A 16,984-nucleotide genomic window follows, 5' to 3' on the forward strand; every position below is an offset into this window, starting at 1 on the left:
CCAAAGCCGCGCCCTTCCCTGTCACGCCGGTGCCTCTCGGCCACCTCCGTAACGAGCGTCCGTGCGGGTGCGACACGGATTCGGCTGCGGAGGCCCGGTACCTCGAACAGGTGGATCGGGCACGTTTAAGGGGCCGTCCGCATGGACGACCCCTTATAGAACTGTTATCTCAGACGCGCGCGCGGCGAGCCAGGCGCTCCGGGTCCAGGATGATCACGCTCTTGCCGTCCAGCCGGAGCCAGGCGCGCGAGGCGAAGTCGGCGAGCGCCTTGTTGACCGTCTCGCGGGACGCGCCGACCAGCTGGGCCAGCTCCTCCTGGGTCAGGTCGTGGGTGACCCGCAGGACGCCGCCGTCCCGGGTGCCGAACCGGCCGGCCATCTGCAGCAGGTTCTTGGCCACCCGGCCGGGCACGTCGGTGAAGATCAGGTCGGCCAGGGCGTCGTTGGTCCGGCGCAGGCGGCGGGCGAGCACCCGCAGCAGCTGCTCGGCGATCTCGGGCCGGTTGTTCAGCCACGGGCGCAGCGACGACTTCTTCAGCCGGGCCAGCCGGCTGTCGGTCACCGCCGTCGCGGTCGCGGTCCGCGGACCGGGGTCGAAGAGCGAGAGCTCACCGAGCATGTCGGACGGGCCCATGATGGAGACGAGATTCTGTCGGCCGTCCGCCGCACGCCGTCCGAGCTTGATCTTCCCGGAGAGCACGATGTACAGGCTGTCGCCGGCCTCGCCCTCGTTGAAGACCACGTCGCCCTTGCGGACTTCGATCGTGTCCATCTCCTTGGCGAGCGCCTCGGCGGCTTCCGGGTCAACGCCCTGGAAGATTCCGCTGCGCGCCAGTACCTCATCCATCGCCGCACCTCCGAAAACGCGCAACGTCTGCGCTCGATCAGTCTAGGCGCACGCGGGCGGGAAACGGGCGGCCACCCCTTGATCCAGATACTGGGCGGTAGCCAGATTTGCCCTGACCGCCTGAGATGAATCGGCGGTACGGGCATATCAGGACAGGCCATTCGTCGGTCGATCCCGCTTGCAGGCCGACGGTATCGTCCCGGTCGATGAATTCGCACCCCCCGTCTCGCCGTCAGGGCCTTTTCGGTCGGCCCGTTCTGACCATCACCGTTGGCCTCGCCGCCCTGGTTGGTGCCGGTTTGGGGGGAATTGCCCTAGCCAATCGGGACGGTTCGGAAGCGCCGACGTGGAGTCCGCCCGCCGCTGTTTCCTCCGAACCTGCGACCCAAGAGACCGATTCCGGACAGCAGACTGAGTCCGCCCAGGTCGAATCGATCACGCTCTCGGCAACCGGCGACATCATCATGGGCAGCGCGCCGAACAAGCTTCCGGCCAATGGCGGCGACGGCTTCTTCGACTCGGTCAAGGAGGGGCTCTCCTCCGATCTGGTGATGGGCAACCTCGAACAGCCGCTGACCGGCGACACCGGCACCTCCAAGTGCGGATCGCCGCCGCGGCCGAACTGCTTCGCGTTCCGCTCGCCACCCTCCTACGCGAACCACCTCAAGAGCGCCGGTTTCCAGCTGCTCAACACGGCGAACAACCACTCCAAGGACTTCGGCACCCAGGGTTACCGCAACACCGTGAAGGCGCTGGAGGGCGCCGGGCTGGAGCACACCGGCGCCGAGGGCCAGATCACCGTGGTCGAGGTCAAGGGGATCAAGGTCGCGGTGCTGGGCTTCTCGTCGTACGCGGGTGCGAACAACCTGAACGACCTGGACGCCGCCGAGGCTGTCGTGAAGGAGGCGAAGGGCCAGGCCGACCTGGTCGTGGTGCAGGTGCACATGGGTGCCGAGGGTTCCGACAAGACACACGTGAAACCGGGCAACGAACTGTTCTTCGGGGAGAACCGGGGTGACCCGATCAAGTTCAGCCACACCGTGATCGACGCGGGCGCTGACCTGGTCGTCGGGCACGGGCCGCACGTGCTGCGGGGCATGGAGTTCTATCAGGGCAAGCTGATCGCGTACAGCCTCGGGAACTTCGCCGGTGGCGGCAAGACGCTGTCGCGCAACGGCGTGCTCAAGAACGCGGGGATCCTGCACGTGTCGCTGACCAAGGACGGCACGTTCACCGGCGGAAAGTTCCTGTCGACCTATCTCAACAGCACCGGCGTGCCGATCCGCGACGACGAGGACGAACGCGGCCGCGAGCTGGTCAACGAGCTCTCGGCGGCGGACTTCGACGACACCGCGATCACGATCGGTGACGACGGGACGATCAAGCCTCCGGCGTGACCGACCAGGTCGCGCCGGCGACGTACTCTTTACCGGTGACCCCACCCCGCGCAGCGACTGCTTCCCGCTTCGCGCGGGAGACGGAGCTCGGCCGCAAACGCCGGGCCCGCAAGATGGCCCGGGTGCTGGCCGAGACCCACCCGGACGCGCACTGCGAGCTCGACTTCACCAACCCGCTCGAGCTGGCCGTCGCGACCATCCTGTCCGCGCAGACGACGGACGTCCGGGTCAACCAGGTGACGCCGAAGCTGTTCCAGCAGTATCGGTCGGCCGCCGACTACGCGGCCGCCGACCGCGCGGAGATGGAACAGCTGCTGCGGCCGACCGGGTTCTTCCGGGCCAAGACCAACTCCCTGATCCGCCTCGGGCAGGCGCTGGTCGAGAAACACGACGGCCAGGTGCCGAACAGGCTGGACGACCTGGTGAAGCTGCCGGGGATCGGGCGCAAGACGGCCAATGTGGTGCTGGGCAACGCCTTCGGCGTACCCGGCATCACCGTGGACACCCACTTCCGGCGGCTGACGAACCGGTTCGGCTGGGTCGACGAGGCCGACGAGGTGAAGATCGAGTTCCTGATCGCCGACATGATCGAGAAGCGCGACTGGACGATGCTGTCGCATCGGGTGATCTTCCACGGCCGGCGGGTCTGTCACGCGCGCACGCCCGCCTGCGGCGCCTGCACGCTGGCCACCATGTGCCCGTCGTACGGGACCGGCCCCACCGAGGCGGCACCGGCGGCGAAGCTGCTCAAGGGCCCGCGTGCCCGCGAGCTGGCGGTGGCCGCCGGGGTCGACCCCGACCTCGTGCCGGCGGCCGCCGTGCTGGCCCCGGAGGAACCGTGATCAGGTTCGGCGTGGCGGCAACCGTCGTCCTGCTGATGCTCGCGGGCTGTACAGCCGCTGTCGAACCGGACGATCCGGAAATACCGTCGCCGTTCGCGGAGTGTGCCGAGATCACTGGCGCGACACCCGTGAGCACCGAGGTGCCGGAGGTCTCGCTGCCCTGCTTCACCGGCGGCGGCGAGGTGCGGATGCCCGCCCTGCGCCGGCCCGTCGTGATCAACATCTGGGCGTCCTGGTGCCCGCCCTGCCGCGACGAGCTGCCGGTGTTCCAGGGGCTGGCGGACCGCGCCGAGGACCGGTTCACCGTGATCGGCGTGGACAGCGGGGACGGGCGGGACGCGGCCGCCTCGTTCGCCACCGACCGGGCCGTCGACTTCCCGACGCTGTTCGACCCCGAACGTAGGTTCGCCGGTGCGCTGGGCGCGGCCACGCTGCCGGTCACCGTGTTCGTCAACCCGGACGGCGAGATGTATGTGCACCGAAAGGCCGTCGACGTCGACCAGCTGATCGACCTGATGGCGAAGCACACCGGTGTGACGGTGACCCGATGAGCCGCGGGCAGATCCTTGGCCGGCCGGACGACCTGCCGTCGTGGTTCGAGCCACTGCTGACGCGGGCCGGCGACTGCCGGACCGAGGACTTCACCACCCTCCGCGAGCCGACCGGAGGCGGCGGCCGCTCCAGCGCTGTGCTGGTGCTGTTGGGCGAGGGCGAACGGGGAGGCGGTGGCGGGGGCGAGCCCGACCTGCTCGTCCTGCAGCGAGCCGCGACCATGCGCAACCACGCCGGTCAACCCGCCTTCCCCGGTGGTGCCACCGACCCGGAGGACGCCGACGCGACGGTCACCGCGTTGCGGGAGGCGGACGAGGAGGTCGGCCTCGACCGGTCCAGCGCGGAGGTCCTGGCGCTGCTGCCGGATCTGTGGATCCCGGTCAGCCGGTTCGTCGTCACCCCGGTGCTGGCCTGGTGGCGCCGGCCGCACCCGGTGCTTCCCCGGCAGCCCGAGGAAGTCGCGCATGTCGCACGTCTGCCGATCAGTGAACTCGCCGACCCCGAGAACCGTATCCGGGTGCGACATCCGAGCGGCTGGATCGGGCCCGCGTTCCAGGTCCGGGGCATGCTCGTCTGGGGCTTCACGGCGGGGGTGATCTCGGTTCTGCTCGACATGGCCGGGTGGTCCCGCCCCTGGGAGCCGGGCCGCATCGTCGAGCTTCCCGACGCCGCAGCGCCCGTGCCGGCCGCGCGCGGCGGAGCGCCCGATGAGGTGGTGCCATGAGGTGGCCACCGACTTCTACGCTTAGTGAGTGCCCGTGGTCGATGTGATTCTGGTCGTGCTCATGCTGCTGTTCGCGATCAGCGGATATCGGCAGGGCTTCGTGATCGGCGCGCTCTCCCTCGGTGGTTTCTTCAGCGGCGTGCTGATCGGGCTCCAGCTTGGACCGTTGCTGGCCCGGCAGTTCGAGGACGGCACCGTGCGGCTGGTGGTCGCGCTCGCGGTGATCCTCACCCTGGCGGTGCTGGGGCAGACGCTGGCCGGGTGGCTCGGCACCAACCTGCGGCGCGGCATCCTCAGCAAGCCCGTGCAGCACGTCGACGACGCCGGTGGCGCCGTGATCTCGGTGGTCGCCCTGCTGCTGGCGGCCTGGCTGGTCGCCGTTCCGCTCGGCTCGACCCCGTTCCCGGCGGTCAACCGGGAGTTCCGCAGCAGCGCGATCCTCTCCGGCATCAACGGCCTTATGCCCGAGGAGGCGCAGACGCTGTCCTCGGCGCTGCGCGACACCCTGGACACCAGCGGTTTCCCGGACGTGTTCGGCGGGCTGGCGCGGACCCAGGCCAAGGAGGTCGCCGAGCCGGACCCGCGGCTGAAGAACTCCAAGGTCGTGCAGGATTCGAAGCGGTCGGTCCTCAAGGTGCTGGGTGCGGCCCCGAGCTGCTCGCGTCGCATCGAGGGCACCGGTTTTGTGTACGCGGACGAGCGCGTGATGACCAACGCACACGTCGTGGCCGGCACCGAGGAGGTGGTCGTCGAGACCTCCCGCGGCCAGATCGAGGGCCGCGTCGTGGTGTACGACCCGAAGCGCGACCTAGCCGTCATCTACGTTCCCGGCCTGCGCGCCCCGGTCATGTCGTTCGTCGCCAAGGAAGCCACCACGGGGGCGAACGCGATCGTGCTCGGCTACCCCCAGGACGGGCCGTACAACGCGCAGTCGGCCCGCGTCCGCGACGTCAGCCGGATCACCGGCCCGGACATCTACGACTCCGGTGACGTGACCCGCGAGATCTACACGATCAAGTCGTTCGTCCGCAGCGGCAACTCGGGCGGCCCGCTCATCGACCCGAACGGCGACGTGCTCGGCGTGATCTTCGCGGCCGCGGCCGACGACAAGAACGTCGGTTTCGCCCTCACCGCGGACGAGGCGGCGGGCGTGGCGAAGGCCGGGCGGGAGAACACCAAGGGAGTACGCACCGGCGAGTGCGCCTGAGCCGTCTGTATTACCCGGTATTACCCGGTCGTGCGGGCGAACCGGCGGACGGTGACCGCGGCGGCGACCGCGGAGAGCAGGAAGAGCAGCAGCGCGATCAGCTTGGCGTGACTCGAGCCCTCGGAGGCCGGTGCCGCCGGCGCGGCCCAGCCGCCCGCGTTGGCACCGGGGACACCGGCGGTGGCGCCGGGCTGAGCGGACGACTCCGGCGCCGACTGGGCCTCGCCGGAGACCGGCGCGCTGCCGAACCGGGCCACACCCTGCGGTGGCGTGTTGTCGAGCGGGTTGTCCAGAGCGGGTGACACGTCGGCGGTGAGCGCGCCGACCGGGTCGACGAGACCGAACCCGTACTGCGGGTCGCGGCCGGGTGCACCGCGGTCCTTGGCGGTTTTGATGATCCGGTTGACCACCTCGCCCGCGGACATGTCGGGCCAGCGGGAGCGCAGCAGGGCCGCGGTGCCGGCCACCATCGGGGCGGCGAAGCTCGTGCCCTGCACACGCCAGTAGTCGTTCGGGCCGCGGGCGCCGACCAGCTGGGTCGCGGGCGCGGTGATCACGGTCTCCTTGCCGGTGATCGAACCGCCCCAGAGGACGTCGCCCTCCTTCTCCATGCCGGCGACGGCCAGCACACCGGGCTCGCGTGCCGGATACCAGACGCCGGAGGAGGAGCTGTTCGAGGCGTTCGCGTTGCCGGTGCAGGCGACCACCACGACGTCCTTGGCGAACGCGTAGTCCAGTGCCGCCGCCAGGGTGGCGCTGGAGCCGCTGCCGCCGAGCGACAGGTTCAGCACCTTGGCGCCCTTGTCCACCGCCCAGCGCACCGCTTTCGCCACCACGAGGGCGTCGTTGTAACGGTTGTCCGCGTCCAGCACCCGGACCGGCAGGATCTTGGCTTTCGGTGCGATCCCGACGACGCCGGCGTTGTCGTCGGAGCGGCCGGCGATGAGGGCCGACACCGTGGTGCCGTGTCCGACCGGGTCGGTCTGCCCGTCGCCGTCACCGGCCACCAGGTCGAGGCCGGGCAGCACCTGGCCCTCCAGGTCGGGGTGGTGAGCGTCGACGCCTGAGTCGATGACGGCGACCGTGACGCCGGTGCCGTCTGCGTACGTCCACGCGCCGGCCACGTTCAGCGTCTTGAGGTGCCACTGCTCGTAACGCACCCAGTCGGCGCCGGCGGCTGCCGGTTCGGCGGAGGCCGCCGTGGCCGGTGCGCCGACGGCGAGGAATCCGGCCAGCGCGGCAGCGCACAGCCGGCGTGCGCTCGGCAGGGACTTCTCGCTCACTCTGCTCACGGGTCGGCGTCGCCATTCCTAGACGGGTCAGTCGATGGAGGGAGATTACTCCGATCGGAGGGCGTGTCGCTGCGGTCCTGAGTGGCTAATCGCACTCGGAGTCTGCTGATTTACGCGAATCCTGGACGGCCGGGAGGTGTGCCAGCTGGATCAGCCGCATTCCCTCACGGCGTGTGATCAAACGACCACGGCCGGGTGGCATCGGCGCGGGTCGTACGCTGCCGATCAGCGCGCCCTCCTCCGGTGCGCCGGACATCACCAGCCCCGGCGCGGACAGCTCCCGGAGTCGCTGGATCACCGGTTCGTAGAGCGACCGGGCGGCACCGCCGCAGCGGCGGGTGAGGATCAGGTGCAGGCCGATGTCGCGGGCCTGCGGCAGGTGTTCCAGCAGCGGCGTCAGCGGGTTGACCGGGCCGGCCGCCACCAGGTCGTAGTCGTCGACCAGGACGAACAGTTCCGGGCCGGTCCACCAGGAGCGGTCGCGCAGCTGCTGTGCGGTCACGGCGGGGCCGGGACGGCGGCGTTGCATGTATCCGGCCACGGACTGCATCAGGTTCAGTGTTTCCGCGGCCTGAACTCCGTACCCGATGCGGTGTTCTGTCTCGGGAAGGTCCATCAGGCTGCGGCGGTAGTCGATCAGGATGATCCGGGCCTGTGACGGCTGGAACCTTGACGTCACCGCGGTGGCGACCAGGCGCAGGAAAGACGATTTGCCGCATTCCGCGTCACCGAAGAGCAGAAAGTGCGGATCGGTCGTGAAGTCGATCACCACCGGCGCCAGATCCGCCTCGGCGATGCCGATCGGGATGCGCAGGCCCGTGCCGCGATCGATGTCGCCGTACGCGACCACAGCGGGCAACATCCGCACCGGCGGCGCCTGCGGGCCGGTCCACGCGGCCGCCATCGCCCTGACCAGACCGGGAGTGTCGCCCAGAGCGCGCACCTCGGGCCGGGCGGTGAGCAGGTGCAGACCCCGGGCGCGGTCGGTCGGATGCTCCAGCACGCCCCGCCCCGGCGCCTCCGGGACAGCCGCCGCCGACCGCCGGTTGACGATCGAGTCGGCCGGATCGCCGAGCCGCAGCTCGATCCGGGAGCCGAGCAGGTCCCGGACGGCCGGGCGGAAGTCCATCCAGCGCGAGGTGGCGGCGGCGAGGTGGATCCCGTACGACAGCCCGCGCGTAGCCAGATCGGTGAGCACCGGCTCGAGCTCCTCGAAGTCGTTGCGCAGCGTCGCCCACCCGTCCACCACCAGGAAGACGTCGGCACCGCCGGCACTCCGGTATCCCGCCATCTCCAGTCCCCGCTCGGCGAAGTGGCGCTCCCGCTCGGCGAGCAGCGTCACCATCTCCCCGGCCGTACGCCGTACGCCCTCCGCCTCGAGACGACCGAACACCCCGCCCACGTGCGGCAGGTCCCGCAACGTCCCGAGGCCGCCGCCACCGAAGTCGAGGCAGTAGATCCGCACCTCGGCGGGAGTGTGCGTGAGCGCCAGCCCGCACACGATCGTCCGGAGCACAGTGGACTTGCCGCTCAGCGTCCCGCCCACGACGGCCACGTGCCCGGCCGATCCGCCCAGGTGCAGCCACATCACGTCGCGTACCTGCTCGCGGGGTTTGTCGACGAGTGCGACCGGCACCCGCAGATTGCCGTGCACCGCCGGGTTCGCGCAGGTCAGTCCGCGTTCGGCGGAGGCGCTGACCGGCCCGAGCAGCTCGTCCAGCGTCGCCGACCGGGACAGCGGCGGCAGCCACACCTGGTGCGCCGGCGGGCCCTGTCCGGCGAGCTTGCCGACCAGCAGGTCCACCAGATTCCCGGCCGGCCGGTCCGGAGCGTGGACGGGTGTGGCGACGACGCGGGAGGAGAAGATGCGAACTCCCGGCGACACGATCAGGGATCGGCGTACCGGGCCTGACGCGTAGGCCACCTTGAACCGGATCAGCTCCTCGGTGCCGGCCTTCAGGAACGCGTGCCCCGGCGACCGTGGCAGCTCGTAGGCGTCCGGCACACCCAGCACCGCCCGGGACTCCAGGGCCGAGAACGTCCGCAGCCCGATCCGGTACGACAGGTGGGTGTCCAGGCCCCGCAGCCGCCCGTCCTCCAGCCGCTGACTGGCCAGCAGCAGGTGCACACCCAGCGACCGTCCCAGCCGCCCGATCTGCAGGAACAGCTCGATGAACTCCGGTTTCCGCTGCAGCAACTCGGAGAACTCGTCGCAGACCACCAGCAGCGACGGCATCGGGGGCAGGGTCGCGCCACTTGATCGGGCACGTTCGTACTCCAGCAGGCCCGCGTACCGGCCCGCCGTCCGCAGCATCTCCTGCCGCCGGGTCAGCTCGCCGTCGATCGCGTCCGCCATCCGGTCCACCAGCGGCAGCGCGTCCTCCAGGTTCGTGATGAGGGCGGCGGTGTGCGGCAGCCGGTCCATCGAGGCGAAGGTCGCGCCACCCTTGAAGTCGATCAGGACGAAGTTCAGCGTCTCCGGCGAGTGCGTCACCGCCAGCGCGAGCACCAGCGTGCGCAGCAGCTCCGATTTGCCCGAGCCGGTGGCGCCGACGACCAGGCCGTGCGGGCCCATCCCGTCCTGCGCCGACTCCTTCAGGTCCAGCAGCACCGGCACACCGTCGTCGGTCACCCCGATCGGCACGCGCAGCCGCGTGCGTGGCCTCCGGTCGACGGTCACGGTGAAGCTCTCCAGGTCGCCGATCCCGAGCAGGTCGGCCAGCCCGGCCTCGGCGATCGGCGAGCCCGGGTCCGGGCCCGGCGCGCTCATCGGCCGCAGCGGCGCCAGGCGCCTCGCCACGGCCTCGGCTTCGGAGGTGGAGATCTGGTCGGCACGCCCGGCCTGGATTTCTTGATTCAAGGTGTACGAGGTGAGCACACCGCCCGCACCGACCTCGAGTACGAGCATGGACGTGTCCAGCGCCCGCGGCGGCGACGAGTCCAGATCCAGGACGGTCATCGCGCCCGCTCGCACCTCGATGTCACCGGCCTCGTCCCGGACCACCACCAGATGCTGTCCGTCGTCCGGCAGCGACTCCAGGTCGGCGCCGTCGCCGAGGATCAGCCGGACCGGGCCGAGCGCGTCGCCGCGAGTGGGGTGCCGCGCGTGCGGCAGCCACTTCACCCACTCCCACTCCCCGCGGCGTTCCGGCCCGGCGCACACCGCGATCAGCAGGTCGTCCGGCGCGTGGAAGACGGCGAGCTGCAGGAGAACCGCGCGAACCAGGGCTCGGCCGCGCGGGCCGCCGGACCGGACGAACACCCGGGTGAAGGAGCGCAACGACATCGCGACCGGAAGGTCCGGCACGACCGAGTAGGCGTCGAGGAAGCGGCGCATGGCTCCGGCGGTCGTCGGATCCAGCTCGTCGAACGGCCGGGTCTCCGGCGGGATCAGCGGTGTCGCCAGCGTCTGCGGTCCGAGACCGACCCGGATCACGGCGAAGTCGGCGTCGGTGTGCCGTCGCTCCCAGACCCGATGGCTGACCACTGTGGACCAGAGGCGCTCCGGCGCGGGATGCCGATAGAGCAGGCCGACTCGCTGGCGGTGGGCGGTCTGGCGGACCTGCCGGCGCAGCCTGGCGAGATGCCGCAGGTAGTCGCGGCGGGCGGCGGCCATCTCGGCCCTGCGCGGACCGGCGGCGGCACCGGCCGACAGCGTCAGCATGGCCAGCGAGGAGACACCGAAAAGAGCACCGATTGCGTACGAGTAGGGCCCCGCGCGGCCCTGGCCCATCATCAACGCCATGGCCACCGTGCCACCGAGCATCGGCAGGGCCATCAACCACTGCTGCCATCGCCCGCCGGTCTGCCGTGGGATCTCCGGCGGCGGATCGACGGCCAGCTCACCGGAGGGAATCGCCGGGGCGGGCCGCCGGGCGGACCTCCGGATCGTCACGGTGCCCATCGACTGCCCCCTGTGGACGATCGCTTTCCGTATACGAACGGCTCATGCTAAGTAGTGTCCGATGGCCTGCGCCGGTTCATCTCCATCGATGTGGACAACCCCCGCGGGCCTGTGGATAACCCTGTGGACAACGGAGGACCCCGGTGAGCGCCGGTCTGGCCCGCGTCACGATCGACGCGCCGCAGCGCCGCGTCGACGTCACGCTCCCCGAGCACGTGCCGCTCGCCGAGCTGCTCCCGGACGTCCTGCGCCACGCCGGCGAGGGTCTTGCCGACGAGGGCGAGAAGCACGGCGGCTGGCTGCTCCGGCGCGCCGACGGCGTCGCGCTCCAGGTGGGCCAGGGCCTGCACCCCCAGGGCGTACGCGACGGTGAAGTCCTCCACCTCGTCCCCGCCGACGAGGAGTGGCCGGAACCCGACTACGAGGACGTGGTCGAGGTGATCGCCGAGGGCGCCCGGCGGCGTGGCGGCCTCTGGACTCCCACCGCCACCCGCCGGGCCTGCCTGGTCGCGGCCGCGGTCCCGCTCCTGCCGGCGCTGCTGGCCGCAGGTTCCTCGAGCACCGGCTGGGTGGCCCTGGGCCTCGCCGGGGTGCTCACCCTCACCGGGACCATCGCCTCCCGGGGGTACGCCGACCGCGACGCCGGCCTCACGCTGGCCGCCTACGCCCTGCCCTTCGCCTTCGTCGGCGCCGCCCTGACCGTCACCGATGCTCTCTCCCTGACCCGGATCGGCGCTCCGGAGCTGCTGGCCGGATCGGCCGCGGTGCTGGTGTGCGCAGCCCTCGGCGGCACGGGCGTAGCGGCCGGCCGCCGCTTCTTCACGGCGGCCGTGACAGCCGGCCTGCTGGGTGCCCTGACCGCCCTGATCGGACTGGCCGCCCCACCCGTAGCCGCCGCGGCCGCCCTGATCGCGACCCTGGTCTGCGGGATCGCCGCCCTGCCCATGCTGGCGACAAGACTGGGCCACCTACCACGCCCACCGATCCCCGTCCACGCAGAACCGGACTCGCCGACCGGCCTCCCGCAAGAGCCCACGAGCTCTCCCGTGGATCGGGCCGCCGTCTTCGCCGCGGTGGATCGTTCCGACGACTTCCTGGGCGGGATGCTCCTGGGACACGCGGTCCTGGCTGTCGGCGCCCTCTCGGTGCTCGCGTTCGCCGGCACCCTCCCCGCGAGAGTCCTCATCGCGGTCAGCGCGGTTGCTCTGCTGCTGCGCGGCCGGATCTTCCTCGGCCGCAGCCAGCGCATCCCGCTGCTGGTGGGCGGGCTCTTCGGGCTCCTGGCGCTGCTCGTGGACCTGCTGCGCCCGGCCGCGGCCCTGCTCGCCGCGAACACCGGCACCCTGGCCGCCGCCATCGCCGGCGCGACGCTGGTCTCGCTGCTGATCGTGGTGGCGGGCGCGACCTACGCGGCCCGTCCGCCGTCGCCCTACCTGAGCCGAGCCGCCGACCTCCTCGACGCCACAGCCGTCATCGCCGTGATCCCGACGGCCTGCTTCGTGGCCGGCCTCTACACAGCGATCCTCGACCTCACCTGATCCGCCGCTCTGCCGCCCGCCTGGCCCGCCGCTCTGGCGCCCCACCCGACACGGCGGTCGCCGCCCCACCCGGCGCGGCGCGGGCGAAATGCGGAACGACCGCACCTGCGGGGCAGTCACGCGGGTGCGGTCGTTCGGCGGTGCGGCGGGGGAGTGCGGTCAGTGCTCTCCTTCAGTGGCCTCGGCGGCCTCGGCGCGCTTGAAGGAGGCGCGGATCTCGTTCTCCGCCTCGATGCGGCCCACCCACGTGGCGCCCTCGACGGACTTGCCCGGCTCCAGGTCCTTGTAGACCGTGAAGAAGTGCTGGATCTCCATCCGGTCGAACTCGCCGAGGTGGTGGATGTCGCGCAGGTGCTCCTGACGCGGGTCCTCGTAGGGCACGCACAGAACCTTGTCGTCGCGGCCCTTCTCGTCGGTCATCCGGTACATCCCGATGGCGCGGGCGCGGACCAGGCAGCCGGGGAACGTCGGCTCCTGGATCAGCACCAGTGCGTCCAGCGGGTCGCCGTCCTGGCCCAGGGTGCCCTCGATGTAGCCGTAATCCGCGGGATACTGTGTCGCGGTGAAGAGGGTCCGGTCCAGGCGGATTCGCCCGGTCTTGTGGTCGACCTCGTACTTGTTGCGCTGCCCCTTGGGGATCTCAACCAGAACGTCGAAATCCATTATTCGCTCCCCTTTAGCTTGCCCGCATGATTAGACCGGTCCGGCGTGCGGGAGCGGGGCGTGGAAGCAGGGCCCGCAGGATCCGCGCGCAACGGTGTGCCGGATGTCGCTAGTCTCCCCTAAGTCTGACGCCACGGGCGAGGAGGGGCGTGTGACGAGGCAAGATTCACATAACGGTCCGGACAATACCGGCGTGTCGGGTTCGCAAAACGTCTCCGAAGGCGCTAGTCGGTCAACCGGCCAGGCCAGCGTGCCCCCGTCGCACCCACCCGTCCCGGGCCGCGCGGCGGTTCCGGCTCCTCCTGCTCAGGACCCCACCTCGTCCCCGGATCGACAGCCGTTCCCGTGGCAGCGAGAGCAACCCTCGCCCGCCCTACCCACACAACCACAGTCTTCCGCCTGGCCGGGCGGTTCTCCCGCACATCCCCCATCTCCGACATTTCCGCAGCCCCCGACCCGACCCGCGTCCGCCTGGGCCGACCTGCTCTCGGCACCCCAACCTCCGGCCCAGCAACCAACGCCGCCTCAGCCGCCGGTCCCGCTCCAGCCGCCGGTCTCACACCAGTCGCCGGTCCCGCCTCAGCCGTCGGTCTCACATCAGCCGGCGGTCCCGCATCAGCCGTCGGTCTCACACCAGCTGGCGGTCCCGCATCAGCCGGCGGTCCCGCATCAGCCGACGCAGGCGATGCCGCATGTGCCGGTGCCGGGCCAGGCGTCCGTGCCCCCCGTTCCCGGGCAGGCGTCCGCGCCCAGGCCCCCGATTCCCGGGCAGGCGTCTGTGCCCGCGCCGCGATCGGCTCCGGTTTCGCCGCCAGGGACGGATACCGGCAAATCGGTCGGCTATCCGGCGGCTGCGTCCGCCCCGGTCAGCCCGTGGAGTGCTCCTCCGGCCGGATATCAGGCGGTCGCCGATGAGAGCGAGCGCACCCAGAACCTGAGCACTCCGGCGACGCCGGGCGTCCGCCCGCCGGTGCAGCAGCCGATCAGCCCCGCGGCTTCCGGGGGCGGCATTGTCGACGCGCTGGGTGGGTGGAGTTCGGGGGCGGGGGAGGCTCAGGGGAAGGCTCTGGCGGGCGATCAGAACCGTGTGAGCGGATCTTCCGGGGAGCCGGGGCAGCCGCGTGCGGAAGCGTCGGCGGAGACCGCGGCGGGGACCTATGGGCGGGCGTCGGTTCCGCTGAACACGCTGCGGCCGACCTCACCGGCCGGGACCAGGGGAGCGGCAGCCACCGGCGGCAATGCCAAGCCGGGCGGAAGCGCGGGCGTGAGCGGCAATGCCAGGCCGGGCGGAAGCGCGGGCGTGAGCGGCAATGCCGGGCCGGGCGGAAACGCCGGGGCGGTTGGAAACGCCGCGGTGGGTGGAAACGCCGGGACCGGAGCCGGAGGCGCAGTCGGAGTCGGTGGTGGCGGCGGGGTCGGGGTTGGTGGGGTGGCAGCTCCGCCCGGCGCGGGCGGCAAAGGCGGGACCGGCGACGGTGAGCGCGGGGTGGCGGCGGGGCCTGGCATATCGCGTACCAAATTGGTTTCTGGCTTTGTGGTCCTGATCGTCGTCGCGTTGGTGGCGGCAATCGGTCTCGTCGTGCGGCCCGGGCCTGTCGACGGATGGCTCGGCGCTTCGGCGACCACCGCGCCCACCCTCCCGCCGGCGACGCCCGATCCCAGCCCTACGCCGGTCCTGGTGGCCGCAGAGGCACAGGGCACCACCCCGGACACCGCGGCGGTGAAGGCGGCGCTGGACCCGCTGGTGGGCGCGAACGCGCTCGGCTCCAAGGTGAACGTGCAGGTCATGGACGTCGCGTCGAGCACGGTGCTGTACGAGAAGAACGCGGACGGCATGATCACGCCGGCCTCGACGACGAAGGTGCTCACCGCGGCTACCGCGCTGGCGGCGAGGGGGCCGGCCTACCGGTTCGAGACGAAGGTCGTGGCGGGGGCGAACCCGGGCGAGATCGTGCTGGTCGGTGGCGGTGACGTGACGCTCGGTGTGGGTAAGAAGACGCTGTTCCCGGGTGCGGCGCGGCTGGATCTGCTCGCCGCGCAGGTGAAGAAGAAGCTCGGCGGTACCGAGGTGACGAAGGTGCTGGTGGACACGTCGCTGTTCACCGGGCCGGAGACCGCCACCGGTTGGGGCAGCGGGGACATCGGGGCTGGTCAGGTCGCGCGGGTCCAGTCGTTGATGACCAACGGTGGCCGTGTCGATCCGGTGCACAACGAGCGCGGTGGTGACCCGCGGTTCGCGAATCCGGCGATCTCGGCGGGTAAGGCGTTCGCGAAGTTCCTCGATGTCACGTCGGTGAGCAAGGGATCGGCGCCCGAGCAGGCGGAGGCGTCGGCGGCACCGGCGATCGCGCCCGGCACCGAGTTGGGGAAGGTGCAGTCCCCGCCGCTCGTGCAGGTCGTCGAGTGGATGCTGCAGATGAGCGACAACGTGCTGGCCGAGGCGATCGGGCGGCAGGTGGCGCTGGCGGCCGGCAAGGAGGCCAGCTTCGAGGGCACCGCGGACGCGATGGGTGACAAGCTGACCGAGCTGGGGCTGCCCTCCGAGGAGGCGCTGCTCTACGACGCCAGCGGGCTCTCCGACCGCAACGCGATCAGCCCGGCGCTGCTGGTGCAGACCCTGGCCCTGGCGGCCGGCGGGCAGCAGTCCGCGCTGAGCAACATGTTCAACGGGCTGCCGGTGGCCGGCTGGTCCGGGACGCTGCGGACCCGGTTCGTCACGCCCAGCCCGAATCAGAGCGCGCAGGGCATCGTCCGCGCCAAGACCGGAACGCTGAGCGGGGTGAACACTCTGGCCGGTGTGCTGATCACCAAGGACGGGCGGGTCCTGGCGTTCGCGATCATGGCGAAGGGTGGGCCGAGCGCGATCGCCGCACGCGCCGCGCTGGACCGGGTCGCGGCCCGTCTGGTGGCCTGCGGCTGCTGATCTCCGGGTTTCACCTGAGTGCGCTCTGGAGCCGCGCGGGTACGGTGGGCTGCATGGCGCAGTTCGTTGACTGGGATCTGGCCGCCGCGACCGCGGGAGCGCTCGCCAAGACCGGCCCCGCGGTGAGCCTGGACGAGGCGACTCAGGTGGTGTCCGAGCTGCGGGCCCTCACCGATGAGGCAGCCGGGCACGTGGCGGAGTACACGGGGTTGGCTCCCCAGGTCGAGGTGCCGCCGGTGCGCGTGGTCGACCGGCGGGACTGGGCGAAGGTGAACATCGCCGGCCTGCGGCAGGTGATCGGGCCGCTGGTCAGCCGGCTGTCCGGCGACAAGCAGCCGGGCACGTTCGCCGACGCGATCGGGTCCCGGGTGACCGGTGTCCAGGCCGGGACGATCCTGGCCTACCTGTCCGGCCGCGTCCTCGGGCAATACGAAGTGTTCTCCGCCGACCCCGGCCAGCTGCTGCTGAACGCGCCGAACATCGTCGAGGTGGAACGCAAGATCAACGCGGACTCCCGTGACTTCCGGCTCTGGGTGTGCCTGCACGAGGTGACACACCGGACGCAGTTCACCGCTGTGCCGTGGATGCGGGGCTACTTCCTCGGCGAGGTGCAGGCGTTCGTCGACGCCTCCCAGGACACCTCGCACATCCTGGAGCGGCTGCGCCGCGGCGTCGCCACGCTCTCCGACGCGCTGCGCGACCCGGAGAGCCGGGTCTCGGTGCTGGACATCGTGCAGACGCCGGGGCAGAAAGCCGTGCTGGACCGGCTGACCGCGCTGATGACGCTGCTGGAGGGGCACGCCGAGTTCGTGATGGACGGTGTCGGCCCCGAGGTGATCCCCTCGGTCGAGTCGATCCGCTCCAAGTTCAACCGGCGCCGGGAGACCGGTAACCCGCTGGAGAAGGCGGTCCGCCGCCTGCTCGGCGTCGAGGTCAAGATGCGGCAGTACGCGGAGGGCCGCAAGTTCGTCCACGGCGTCGTCGAGCGGGTCGGCATGACCGGCTTCAACAAGATCTTCACCTCACCGCTGTCCCTGCCCCGGCTGGAGGAGCTGGGTGACCCGGACGCGTGGGTCGCCCGGGTGCACAGCTGAG

At 71.2% G+C, this 16,984-nt stretch carries 12 protein-coding genes; 8 read left to right on the plus strand and 4 right to left on the minus strand.

Going from position 1 to position 16,984, the window contains the following annotated elements:
* Window positions 1-169: 169 nt before the first annotated feature.
* The gene (locus tag AB0M02_RS43120; RefSeq protein ID WP_014447921.1) at window positions 170-847 is read right to left on the minus strand and encodes a Crp/Fnr family transcriptional regulator; all 678 of its coding nucleotides are present in this window, start codon (window positions 845-847) and stop codon (window positions 170-172) included.
* 206 nt (window positions 848-1,053) lie between these two features.
* Between AB0M02_RS43120 and AB0M02_RS43125 the strand changes: the two genes are divergently transcribed.
* From AB0M02_RS43125 to AB0M02_RS43145, 5 genes are all read left to right on the plus strand, one after another.
* Window positions 1,054-2,244, plus strand: coding sequence for a CapA family protein (locus AB0M02_RS43125; RefSeq protein ID WP_364238306.1), 1,191 nt, complete (start codon window positions 1,054-1,056; stop codon window positions 2,242-2,244).
* Between the two features lie 113 nt (window positions 2,245-2,357).
* Window positions 2,358-3,086, plus strand: a complete 729-nt coding sequence (nth, locus tag AB0M02_RS43130) for an endonuclease III (RefSeq protein WP_364238356.1) — start codon at window positions 2,358-2,360, stop codon at window positions 3,084-3,086.
* On the plus strand, window positions 3,083-3,637 hold the full coding sequence (locus AB0M02_RS43135) for a TlpA disulfide reductase family protein (RefSeq protein ID WP_364238307.1): 555 nt from the start codon (window positions 3,083-3,085) through the stop codon (window positions 3,635-3,637). The genes nth and AB0M02_RS43135 overlap by 4 nt, the downstream gene beginning before the upstream one ends.
* A complete protein-coding gene (locus AB0M02_RS43140; RefSeq protein WP_364238308.1) occupies window positions 3,634-4,362 on the plus strand; it encodes a CoA pyrophosphatase in 729 nt (242 codons plus the stop codon). The genes AB0M02_RS43135 and AB0M02_RS43140 overlap by 4 nt, the downstream gene beginning before the upstream one ends.
* Before the next feature lie 28 nt (window positions 4,363-4,390).
* Window positions 4,391-5,569 carry a MarP family serine protease gene (locus AB0M02_RS43145; RefSeq protein WP_364238309.1) on the plus strand — a complete coding sequence of 393 codons (1,179 nt, stop codon included), beginning with the start codon at window positions 4,391-4,393 and terminating at the stop codon, window positions 5,567-5,569.
* A 20-nt stretch (window positions 5,570-5,589) separates the two neighbouring features.
* On the opposite strand, the gene mycP is transcribed toward AB0M02_RS43145, so the two are convergent.
* On the minus strand, window positions 5,590-6,852 hold the full coding sequence (mycP, locus tag AB0M02_RS43150; protein WP_364238310.1) for a type VII secretion-associated serine protease mycosin: 1,263 nt from the start codon (window positions 6,850-6,852) through the stop codon (window positions 5,590-5,592).
* 94 nt (window positions 6,853-6,946) lie between these two features.
* Window positions 6,947-10,765, minus strand: coding sequence for a type VII secretion protein EccCa (gene eccCa, locus AB0M02_RS43155; RefSeq protein WP_364238311.1), 3,819 nt, complete (start codon window positions 10,763-10,765; stop codon window positions 6,947-6,949).
* 143 nt (window positions 10,766-10,908) lie between these two features.
* On the opposite strand from eccCa, the gene eccD reads away from it, so the two are divergent.
* On the plus strand, window positions 10,909-12,303 hold the full coding sequence (eccD, locus tag AB0M02_RS43160; protein ID WP_364238312.1) for a type VII secretion integral membrane protein EccD: 1,395 nt from the start codon (window positions 10,909-10,911) through the stop codon (window positions 12,301-12,303).
* Window positions 12,304-12,462: 159 nt separating this feature from the next.
* On the opposite strand, the gene AB0M02_RS43165 is transcribed toward eccD, so the two are convergent.
* Window positions 12,463-12,966, minus strand: a complete 504-nt coding sequence (locus AB0M02_RS43165) for an inorganic diphosphatase (RefSeq protein ID WP_364238313.1) — start codon at window positions 12,964-12,966, stop codon at window positions 12,463-12,465.
* A 1,519-nt stretch (window positions 12,967-14,485) separates the two neighbouring features.
* Between AB0M02_RS43165 and dacB the strand changes: the two genes are divergently transcribed.
* Both dacB and AB0M02_RS43175 read left to right on the plus strand, forming a co-directional pair.
* On the plus strand, window positions 14,486-15,889 hold the full coding sequence (gene dacB / locus AB0M02_RS43170; RefSeq protein ID WP_364238314.1) for a D-alanyl-D-alanine carboxypeptidase/D-alanyl-D-alanine-endopeptidase: 1,404 nt from the start codon (window positions 14,486-14,488) through the stop codon (window positions 15,887-15,889).
* 53 nt (window positions 15,890-15,942) lie between these two features.
* On the plus strand, window positions 15,943-16,983 hold the full coding sequence (locus AB0M02_RS43175) for a zinc-dependent metalloprotease (protein ID WP_364238315.1): 1,041 nt from the start codon (window positions 15,943-15,945) through the stop codon (window positions 16,981-16,983).
* The last annotated feature ends 1 nt before the right edge of the window (window position 16,984 follow it).

Source organism: Actinoplanes sp. NPDC051861, from assembly GCF_040681145.1.
GTDB lineage: Bacteria > Actinomycetota > Actinomycetes > Mycobacteriales > Micromonosporaceae > Actinoplanes.

Bases quoted from the DNA above. Each gene is read 5' to 3' on its own strand.
- nth (WP_364238356.1), top strand. From the start codon at position 2,358: ATGGCCCGGGTGCTGGCCGAGACCCACCCGGACGCGCACTGCGAGCTC.
- eccCa (WP_364238311.1), bottom strand. From the start codon at position 10,765: ATGGGCACCGTGACGATCCGGAGGTCCGCCCGGCGGCCCGCCCCGGCG.
- AB0M02_RS43175 (WP_364238315.1), top strand. From the start codon at position 15,943: ATGGCGCAGTTCGTTGACTGGGATCTGGCCGCCGCGACCGCGGGAGCG.
- AB0M02_RS43140 (WP_364238308.1), top strand. From the start codon at position 3,634: ATGAGCCGCGGGCAGATCCTTGGCCGGCCGGACGACCTGCCGTCGTGG.
- AB0M02_RS43120 (WP_014447921.1), bottom strand. From the start codon at position 847: ATGGATGAGGTACTGGCGCGCAGCGGAATCTTCCAGGGCGTTGACCCG.
- AB0M02_RS43125 (WP_364238306.1), top strand. From the start codon at position 1,054: ATGAATTCGCACCCCCCGTCTCGCCGTCAGGGCCTTTTCGGTCGGCCC.
- AB0M02_RS43165 (WP_364238313.1), bottom strand. From the start codon at position 12,966: ATGGATTTCGACGTTCTGGTTGAGATCCCCAAGGGGCAGCGCAACAAG.